Origin of the sequence: Amycolatopsis sp. NPDC058340 (assembly GCF_042723975.1) — a bacterium.
In the GTDB taxonomy this organism is placed as follows: Bacteria; Actinomycetota; Actinomycetes; order Mycobacteriales; family Pseudonocardiaceae; genus Amycolatopsis.
Genome location: NZ_JBHXIB010000005.1, coordinates 24,236 through 32,493, shown reverse-complemented (window position 1 = coordinate 32,493; position 8,258 = coordinate 24,236). Strand labels below are relative to the sequence as shown.

Below are 8,258 nucleotides of genomic sequence, written 5' to 3'. Positions count from 1 at the left end.
GTGGCGAGGACGGTTCTAACCGTCCTCGCCACTCACGAGGCCCGAAACCCGCAAGGTGATGTTCAACCGCCCCGCCAAACCCAGCGCCGGATCAGCGGTCCGCGGCAGCACCCGGGGCACCCCGTGGAAAGCCAGCCGGGATTCCCCGCCGAACACGAACAGATCCCCCGAGCGCAGATCCACATCCGTGTAGGGCCGCCCACGATCGGCCGTGTTCCCGAACCGGAAGACGCAGGCGTCCCCGAGGCTCAGCGACACCACGGGCTCCAGCGAGGCCTCGTCCTTGTCCTGATGCTGCCCCATTTTCGCGGCGGAATCGTAGAAGTTCACCAACGCGATGTCCGGCTCGTACGTCGAAACCCCGTAGGCGTCGGAGACGGCCCGCCTGCCCAGATCGCCAAGCCACGAAGGAAACGGCAGCACCGGCGAGCCGTCTTCGGTCACCTTCGAATACCGGTACGGATGCCAGTGCCAGCCGAGGCATACCGTCCGCACCGACATGACGCCGCCGTTCGGCAGCCGCGTCCGCCGGTAGCCACGCCAGCCGCGGCAGGCTTCGACCAGCCGTCGTTGCGCGTCGAGGTCGAGCCAGTCCGGAACATGCACCGCGCCGGGCGCGACTTCGGTCCGCGGGCGAGGGATCAGCGCGTCCACACGTCGAGTCTGCCAGGACGCGCGCCGATGATCCGTTGCCCCCGCACCATGACGCCCGCCACGGCGAACCAGCGCAGCACGCGACGGCCGAACTGTGGTCCCACCGGGGCATCCATGACTGTCACGGCCAAGAAAGCTGCCACAAAGCGGCAGGAGAAGCCACCTTTCGGACTACTCCGATCGGCCGGTTGACCGCAGTGCGTTCACCCGGTCACTGTGCGAATTCGACCACCGTCACCCCGGCCCTCGCGGGCACCGGGTCGTTCATCTCCGCGAGCACCGCGGGGACCTCGTCGAGGCCGACCCGCCTGCCGATCATGCCTTCGAGGTCGATCCCGGCCGTCTCCACCACCCGCAGCATCTCGGGGTACTCGTGCGCTTGCAGGCCGTGGATGCCGACGATCTCCAGTTCCCCGCCGATCACCCGGTGCATCGGGATGGGCGCGATGCCCTGCGCGGGCGGCATCAGACCGGCCTGGACGTGCCGTCCGCGTTTGCGGAGGCTCCCGATCGAGGCTGCGCAGGTGGTCGGCGAGCCGAGGCAGTCGAGCGAGACGTGCGCGCCGCCGCCGGTCGACTCACGGACATGAAGAGCGACGGCTTCGTGACCGTCGAACTCGGAGGGATCGACGACCAAAGCGGCGCCCAGCCGCGAAGCCAGCGCCCTGGCCCGCGGAGACGGGTCGACGGCGACGACCGACGCACCGGCCGCGACGGCCAGCAGGATCGACGAGACGCCGACACCACCGCAGCCGTGGACCGCGACCCACTGACCGGGCCGGACCCCGCCCTGGCGCAGCACGGCCCGGAACGCCGTCCCGAACCGGCAGCCCAGCGCCGCCGCCTCCGCGGCGGACAGCGAGTCCGGGAGCGCCACGAGGTTGACCTCGGCGTTTTCGATGGCGACGTACTCCGCGAACGAACCCCAGTGGGTCGCGCCCGGCTGGAACTCACGATCGCAGATCTGCTGGTCGCCGGCGGCGCACTGGGCACAGGTGCCGCAGGCGCAGACGAACGGCACCGTCACCCGATCGCCTGCCGACCAGCCGCGGACGCCCTCGCCGAGCGACGCGATCCGGCCGGCGAGTTCGTGCCCGGCGACGTGCGGCAGCTTCACCGACGTGTCGTGCCCCTGCCAGGAGTGCCAGTCGCTGCGGCACACCCCGGTCGCCTCGACGGCGATCACCACCCCGCCCGGCGGCGCGACCGGATCCGGCACCTCGCGTACCTCGGGCAGCACCCCGAACTCCTCGAAGACGACCGCCCGCACTCGCTCTCCCGTCAAGTTCCCGTGTCCCGGCCTCTCTGCGTCACGAGGCCCTCGCCGGGCACCGTACACCGGGCCGCGCGCCCGCGCGGCGGCCCGAGAAGCCGCGACAGCGACTCCGGCGGGACCCCCAGGACCTCCTCGAGATTCTTGAGCACCAGCAGGGACTCCGGCCGTTCGGGACGGCAACGCCCCGACTGCCAGTGGCTCAGTGTCGCGAGGCTGACCGAGCACCCCCGCCCTCTCAGCCGGTACCGGATCCGATCGAGGCCGAGGCCCCTCGCCCTGATCGCCGCCCTGAGGGCGTCCGCGAACGGCCCGGTTTCCAAAAGCCGCCTGAGTTCACGTCCTTCCGCCACCCCCCGGTCGATGGTGTGTGTCCGCTGACCGGTCATCTTCATCGCCTTCGCACGCTCGCTAGCCACCCGGAAAAGCGCAGCCTAGGCGTGGGAACACATGATCGGAAGGGCCTTAGATCACCTTTCCGCGTGGCAGGCGGGTGACGTAATTATGCAGGGACGTAGGGAAAATTCCCACCGCGCCACCCGGCTGAAACGCGTCCACAGTGGACACGAGGCTCAGCGTAGCGCGACCGACAGCGCCTGTGCGATCTCCTTGCCGATCGCGTGGGTCGCCGCGTCCGGCGGCGAGCCGACCTTGACCACCATCGGGCCGCCGAACGGCTGGCGCTCCACGACCTCGATCCGCTCGCCGAGGCCGATCGAATGCTCGGTCAGGTAGCGCAGGAGTTCCGGGTCGGTGTCCCAGACGCGGACGATCTCGCCGACCGCGCCGGGCGGGAGATCGTCGAGGATGCGCATCGGCATCTCCTCGACACTGCCGTCGGGGGCGGGGATGGGGTCGCCGTGCGGGTCGCGGACCGGGTTGCCGAGCTTCGCGGCGATCCGCTCCACGAGCCTGTCCGACACCGCGTGTTCGAGCGCGTCGGCCTCGGCGTGCACCTCGTCCCAGGTGTAGCCGAGCTCGGACACCAGGTAGGTCTCGATCAGCCGGTGGCGGCGGAGCACCGAGCGGGCCAGCAGCCTGCCCTCGGTGGTCAGCTCGATCCCGCGGTACGGGACGTGCGCGACCAGCCCCAGCTGGGACAGTTTGGTGACCATGCCGGACGCCGACGACGGGCTGACCTCCAGCCGTCCGGCCAGCGACGTGTTGGTGACGGCCTCGCCGCGCTCCACCAGCCCGTAGATCACCCGGACGTAGTCCTCTACGGACGACGACCTGCGACTTGCCCCTTCACCCATGCGTTCGAGTTTACGGCTTGGCTCACCCGGCGTGCGGCCGCCAGCGGTACCGGATCCAGCCGGGGACGGGGTCGGCGCCGAGCTGGGCGTAGAACGCCTCGCCCTTCTCGTTGCCCTCCTGCATGTCCCATTCGACCCGGCCGGGCGTCCGCGCGCTCAGCTCGTCGAGCAGCTCCCGCCCGAGGCCGAAACGGCGGTGCTCCGGGCGCACGAAGAGGTCGTCGAGCCAGATCCCGGGCCGGGCCTCCCAGGTGGAGAAGTTCCAGCTGCAGAAGGCGAAGCCCGCGACCTTGCCCGGCTCACCCGGCGGGGTGGCCAGCAGCACCCAGGCCTTCGGATCGGGCCCGAAGAGGAACCCGGCCATCTCCTGCCTGTCGAGCTTCAGGTCGTGTTTGTCCTCGTAGACCGCGTGCTCCTCGATGAGCGCGCAGATCTCCTCGATGTCGTCCGCGACCGCGTCCCGCACCGGCATGGGTCTCAGCTCCGTTCGTAGACGATGTCGCCGCCGACGGCGGTGGCGACGACGTGGATCGAATCCAAAGTGGACTCGTCGGTCGGGTCGGCCGAGAGGACGGCGAAGTCCGCGAGCTTGCCGATCTCCAGTGTGCCCAGGTCCTTCTCGGCGAAAGCGGCGTACGCGGATCCGTACGTGTACGCGCGCAGGGCTTCGGCGGGGGTGAGCCGCTCATCGGGACCCAGCACGACCCCGGACGCGGTCTTCCGCCGGACCATGTCGGCCAGCGCGAGCAGCGGCGCCCCTTCGACGACCGGGCGGTCCGAGCTGGCGGGGAGCACGCAACCCGCGTCGAGCAGGCTCTTGAGCCGGTAGCACCACGGTTCACGTTCGGGGCCGAGTGCGGCCCGCATGCCGTCGCCGATCTCGTTGACGAAGCGGCCCTGCGGCGAGGCGATCAGCCCCAGCGACGCCAGCCGGTTCAGTTCCTCGGGCCGCAGCACCGCGCAGTGCTCGATGCGGTGCCGGTGGTCGCGGCGCGGATCGGCCTTCAACGCGGCTTCGTAGGCGTCGAGGACGACGGTGATCGCGCGGTCGCCGATGGCGTGCGTCGCGACCTGCCAGCCCGCCTTGTGCGCGGCGGCGATCGTCCGCGCGATCTCGTCCTCGGGCACCTGGAAGTAGCCGACGTTGTCCATTTCACCGGCGAACGGCTCGTGCATGGCGCAGGTGCGGCCGATCAGCGAGCCGTCGGCGAACAGCTTCATCGCGCCGATCCGCAGCCATTCGTCGCCGAAGCCGGTGCGCATCCCCAGGTCCAGACCGAAGCCGGCACCCGCATCGAGGTCGTGCAGCACGCTGGCCGCGACCATCACCGTGCTCCGCACCCGCAGCACCCCGCGTTCGCGCGCCAGCTGGTACGCGGCGAGCTCGGCGGGGGTCTCCCCCACGAGACCCCCGCCGATCCCGGCCTCCTGGACGCTCGTGATCCCTTCGGCCAGGTACCGCTCGCTCGCCCTGTCCAGCCCGCGGACGACCCGCTCGACCGGCGTCGGATAGGTCAGTGGCCGGAGCATGAGCTGGGCCTGTTCTCGCAGCAGCCCGGTCGGCGAACCGTCCTCGTCGCGGACGACGTCGCCGCCGACGGGCACCTCGCCAAGGTCCAGCTGCTCCAGCACCGCGGAGTTGACCACGGTCATATGCCCGGACGTGTGCTTGAGCCGCACGAGGTGCCCGGGAGCGGCGCGGTCGAGGCCCTGCCGCGTCGGATGACCGCCCACGAGTTTGTTCTGGTCGTAGCCGCTGCCGATGATCCAGCCGCCCGGCGGTGTTTCGGCCGCGCGCCGCGCGACGGCGTCGTACACCTCGTCGACGCTGCGGCAATCCGAAAGGGCGACGTCGTCGAGAGCCATGCCGAACCAGGCCATGTGGTTGTGCGCGTCGTGGAATCCGGGCACCACCACCGAGCCGCCCAGATCCACCCGGCGCTTCGCGGAAAGCGTGGCCGCGTCGTGCCCCAGCGCGACGATTCGTCCGTTCAGGACGGCAAGTGCTACGGATTCCCCCGTTCCAGTGAGAAACCGGGCGTTCTCGTAAACCGTGTCGACCCGCATGGATTCGACTCTATCGATCGATCGATCGGTCGTCTAGGCTCGACGCCATGAGCACCGTGGACTACGCACTCGACGACGGAATCGCGGTCATCTGGCTGAACCGCCCCGAACGGCTCAACGCGGTGGTCGCCGAACTGGTCGACGACCTGCTGGAGGCGCTCGACGCGGCCGCGAAATCGGACGCGCGCGCCGTCGTGCTGGCCGGCCGGGGACGCGCGTTCTGCGCCGGCCACGACCTGAAGGAGCCCACCCCTGAGGGTGATTCACGCCCGCGGCTCGACCGGCTACAGGACGTGACACGCCGCCTTCGCGGCCTCCGCCAGCCCGTCATCGCCGCGGTCCACGGCTACGCGATCGGCGCGGGCGCGGAGTTCGCGATGGGCTGCGACCTGATCCTCGCCGCCGAGGACGCGGTGTTCGCCTTCCCCGAGGTCTCCCTGGGCCTGAGCGTCACGGGCGCGGCGTCGCGGTTGCTGCCGCTGCTGGTCGGCCCGTTGAAGGCCAAGGAACTCCTGCTGCTGGGCGAACGCGTGAGCGGCACCGAGGCGCGCGAACTCGGCCTGGTCAACGCCACCGTGCCCGCCGACGACCTGATGGACACCGCGCTCGGGTGGGCGACCAAGATCGCCGGGCATCCGGCCGCCGCGGCCACGATGGCCAAACGTGCCCTCGATTCCGGCATCGACAGCTCGCTCGACGCGGCGCTCGAACTCGAAGTCAGCCACGCGCTGATCACCGAGCACTCGGCCGAGGTCGCCGCTTCGTCCGAGGCTTTCCGGAGCCGGGCATGACCTCGCTCGCCGGGATCGACACCCTCGTGGGCCTGACCACGAGGGCCGCCGCGCTCTGGCCGGACAAGACGGCGTGGATCTTCGACTCCACCGGGGAAAGCTTCACCTTCGCCGACGTCGACGCGCGCAGCACGGAGTACGCCCGCGCGCTGCTCGACCTCGGTGTGGCACCGGGCGACCGGGTCGCGGTGATGCTGCGCAACCAGCCCGAATTCCCGTTGCTGTGGCTGGCCTTGGCCAAGATCGGCGGGGTGCTCGTCCCGGTCAACACCGGATACCGCGAGTTCGACGGCGCCCACGTGCTGCGGCATTCCGGTGCCAGGTTCGCCGTCGCCGCGGAGGAATTCCTGGACCTGCTGAACAAGATCGCGCCGGAGACGTCGCTGGAACGCGTGCTCACACCCGGCGAACTCGTGGCACCCCAGGACGGCGCCTGGATGACCTTCTGGTCCGAAGGGGAACGCCCGGTCAACATCCAGTACACCTCGGGTACCACGGGCGCACCCAAGGGCTGCGTGTTGCCGAACAGGTATTGGACGACACTGGCGATCAGCCTGGCCACGGATTTCCCCGCGGTCGGCGCGGACGACGTCATCCTGACCGCGCAACCGTTCCACTACATCGATCCACAGTGGAACGTGGCGCTGGGGCTCGCGGGCGGCGCGACGCTGGTGGTGCTCGACCGCTTCCACCCGTCGACGTTCTGGGAGAAGATCCGCGAACACGGGGTCACCTGGTTCTACTGTCTCGGCCTGATGCCCACCCTGCTGCTGCGCCAGCCGGAAAGCGAACTCGACAAGGCGCACCAGGTCCGCGCGATCTGCGCTTCGGCCATCCCGCGCGACCTGCACGCCGCGCTCGAAGCACGCTGGGGCACGCCGTGGTTCGAGGCCTTCGGCATGACCGAGACCGGCGGCGACATCCGGATGTACCCGGCGGATCACGAGGAGACCGTCGGCACCGGCTGCCTCGGCAGGCCGGCCCCCACCCGCGAGGTGATGATCGCGGACGCGGACGGGAAACCGCTGCCGCGCGGGGAAACCGGCGAGCTGCTGATCCGCGGGGTCGGCCTCATGCACGGCTACCACGACGATCCCGAAGCGACCAGGCGCGCTTTCGACGGCGGCTGGTTCCACACCGGCGATCTGGCCACAATGGACGGCGAAGGCCGCGTGTACTACGTGGGCCGCACCAAGGACATGATCCGCCGCAGCGGGGAGAACATCTCCGCCGACGAGGTCGAGCGAGCGCTGCAGCTGCATCCCGCGGTCAAACTCGCCGCCGTCGTCGCGGTGCCGGACGACATCCGGGGCGAAGAGGTCAAGGCGTACATCGTCCTCGACGAGAATGAGGGGCACCGCTGCGAACCGGCCGAGCTGGCGGAGTTCTGTTCGGCGAAACTGGCCTACTTCAAGGTTCCCCGGTTCTGGACCATCGTCACGGAACTGCCGATGACACCGTCGGAACGGGTCGCGAAGGGCGAGCTCAAGAAGGCGGAAGACCTGCGCGCCGGTTCGTGGGACAGGACCACGGAGTCATGGTTGTGAACACCCGCGAGCGCGTCCGGCAGGCGGCGGTGAAACTGTTCGCCGCCAAGGGGTTCCACGGCACCGGCATCCGGGATCTCGCCCAGGAGGCGGAGCTGTCGTCGGCCAGCCTGTACCACTACATGGGCACCAAAGAGGATCTGCTGGTCGCCATCATGAACGAGTCGCTGCGGCGCCTGCTCGACGCGGCCGAGCTGGCGACCGCCGGGCTGTCCGATCCCGTGTCACGCCTCGGATCCCTGGTGGCGCTGCACGTGCTCGCGCACGCCATCCAACCGGATGACACCCGCGTGGTGGACAACGAGGTCCACGCGCTCACCCCCGCCGCGAGGGCCGAAGTGGTGGGCCTGCGCGACGCCTACGAAAAGCTGTGGGCGGACGCCATCGAAGACGGTGTCGCGGCCGGCGTCTTCCACACCGGTCAGCCGTCGGTCACCCGGCTCGCGCTGGTCGAGATGTGCAGCGGGGTCGCGCGCTGGTATTCGCCGAAAGGGCCGCTCACCCTGGATCAGCTGGCCTCCCATTACGCGGAGCTGGCGCTGCGGGCGCTCGCCTGTGAACGCCATCTGGACGTCGCCGCGTTGCAAAACTGCCGTGAAGTGGTCTCGGGAGTGTGGCGAGTGCCCGTTTAGCGGCGACTTTAGGTCCGTACGCCTTGCTCAGACGGCTT

Annotated in this window: 9 protein-coding genes; 3 read left to right on the top strand and 6 right to left on the bottom strand. The window is 69.9% G+C overall.

Translation table 11 applies throughout. The features are described 5' to 3' along the window. Window positions 1-15 precede the first annotated feature (15 nt). From ACFWIW_RS08395 to ACFWIW_RS08370, 6 genes are all read right to left on the bottom strand, one after another. The gene (locus ACFWIW_RS08395; RefSeq protein ID WP_378367815.1) at window positions 16-654 is read right to left on the bottom strand and encodes an alpha-ketoglutarate-dependent dioxygenase AlkB family protein; all 639 of its coding nucleotides are present in this window, start codon (window positions 652-654) and stop codon (window positions 16-18) included. A gap of 211 nt (window positions 655-865) precedes the next feature. Next, window positions 866-1,924 carry a zinc-dependent alcohol dehydrogenase family protein gene (locus ACFWIW_RS08390; protein ID WP_378367814.1) on the bottom strand — a complete coding sequence of 353 codons (1,059 nt, stop codon included), beginning with the start codon at window positions 1,922-1,924 and terminating at the stop codon, window positions 866-868. An 11-nt stretch (window positions 1,925-1,935) separates the two neighbouring features. Beyond that, window positions 1,936-2,322 (bottom strand): transcriptional regulator, encoded by a 387-nt coding sequence (locus ACFWIW_RS08385; RefSeq protein WP_240601320.1) that lies wholly within the window; start codon window positions 2,320-2,322, stop codon window positions 1,936-1,938. Window positions 2,323-2,499: 177 nt separating this feature from the next. Further along, complete coding sequence (locus tag ACFWIW_RS08380; protein WP_125684091.1) at window positions 2,500-3,183, bottom strand: metal-dependent transcriptional regulator; 684 nt, start codon at window positions 3,181-3,183, stop codon at window positions 2,500-2,502. A 22-nt stretch (window positions 3,184-3,205) separates the two neighbouring features. Further along, window positions 3,206-3,655, bottom strand: coding sequence for a GNAT family N-acetyltransferase (locus ACFWIW_RS08375; protein WP_007028633.1), 450 nt, complete (start codon window positions 3,653-3,655; stop codon window positions 3,206-3,208). A gap of 5 nt (window positions 3,656-3,660) precedes the next feature. Continuing rightward, window positions 3,661-5,250: an amidohydrolase gene (locus ACFWIW_RS08370; RefSeq protein ID WP_378367813.1), complete on the bottom strand. Its 1,590-nt coding sequence runs from the start codon at window positions 5,248-5,250 to the stop codon at window positions 3,661-3,663. A 47-nt stretch (window positions 5,251-5,297) separates the two neighbouring features. On the opposite strand from ACFWIW_RS08370, the gene ACFWIW_RS08365 reads away from it, so the two are divergent. From ACFWIW_RS08365 to ACFWIW_RS08355, 3 genes are read left to right on the top strand one after another with little or no spacing between them, the layout of a single operon-like run. Continuing rightward, window positions 5,298-6,041, top strand: a complete 744-nt coding sequence (locus tag ACFWIW_RS08365) for an enoyl-CoA hydratase/isomerase family protein (protein ID WP_378367812.1) — start codon at window positions 5,298-5,300, stop codon at window positions 6,039-6,041. Next, the gene (locus ACFWIW_RS08360) at window positions 6,038-7,588 is read left to right on the top strand and encodes an AMP-binding protein (protein WP_378367811.1); all 1,551 of its coding nucleotides are present in this window, start codon (window positions 6,038-6,040) and stop codon (window positions 7,586-7,588) included. The genes ACFWIW_RS08365 and ACFWIW_RS08360 overlap by 4 nt, the downstream gene beginning before the upstream one ends. Then, window positions 7,579-8,220 carry a TetR/AcrR family transcriptional regulator gene (locus ACFWIW_RS08355; protein WP_378367810.1) on the top strand — a complete coding sequence of 214 codons (642 nt, stop codon included), beginning with the start codon at window positions 7,579-7,581 and terminating at the stop codon, window positions 8,218-8,220. The genes ACFWIW_RS08360 and ACFWIW_RS08355 overlap by 10 nt, the downstream gene beginning before the upstream one ends. The last annotated feature ends 38 nt before the right edge of the window (window positions 8,221-8,258 follow it).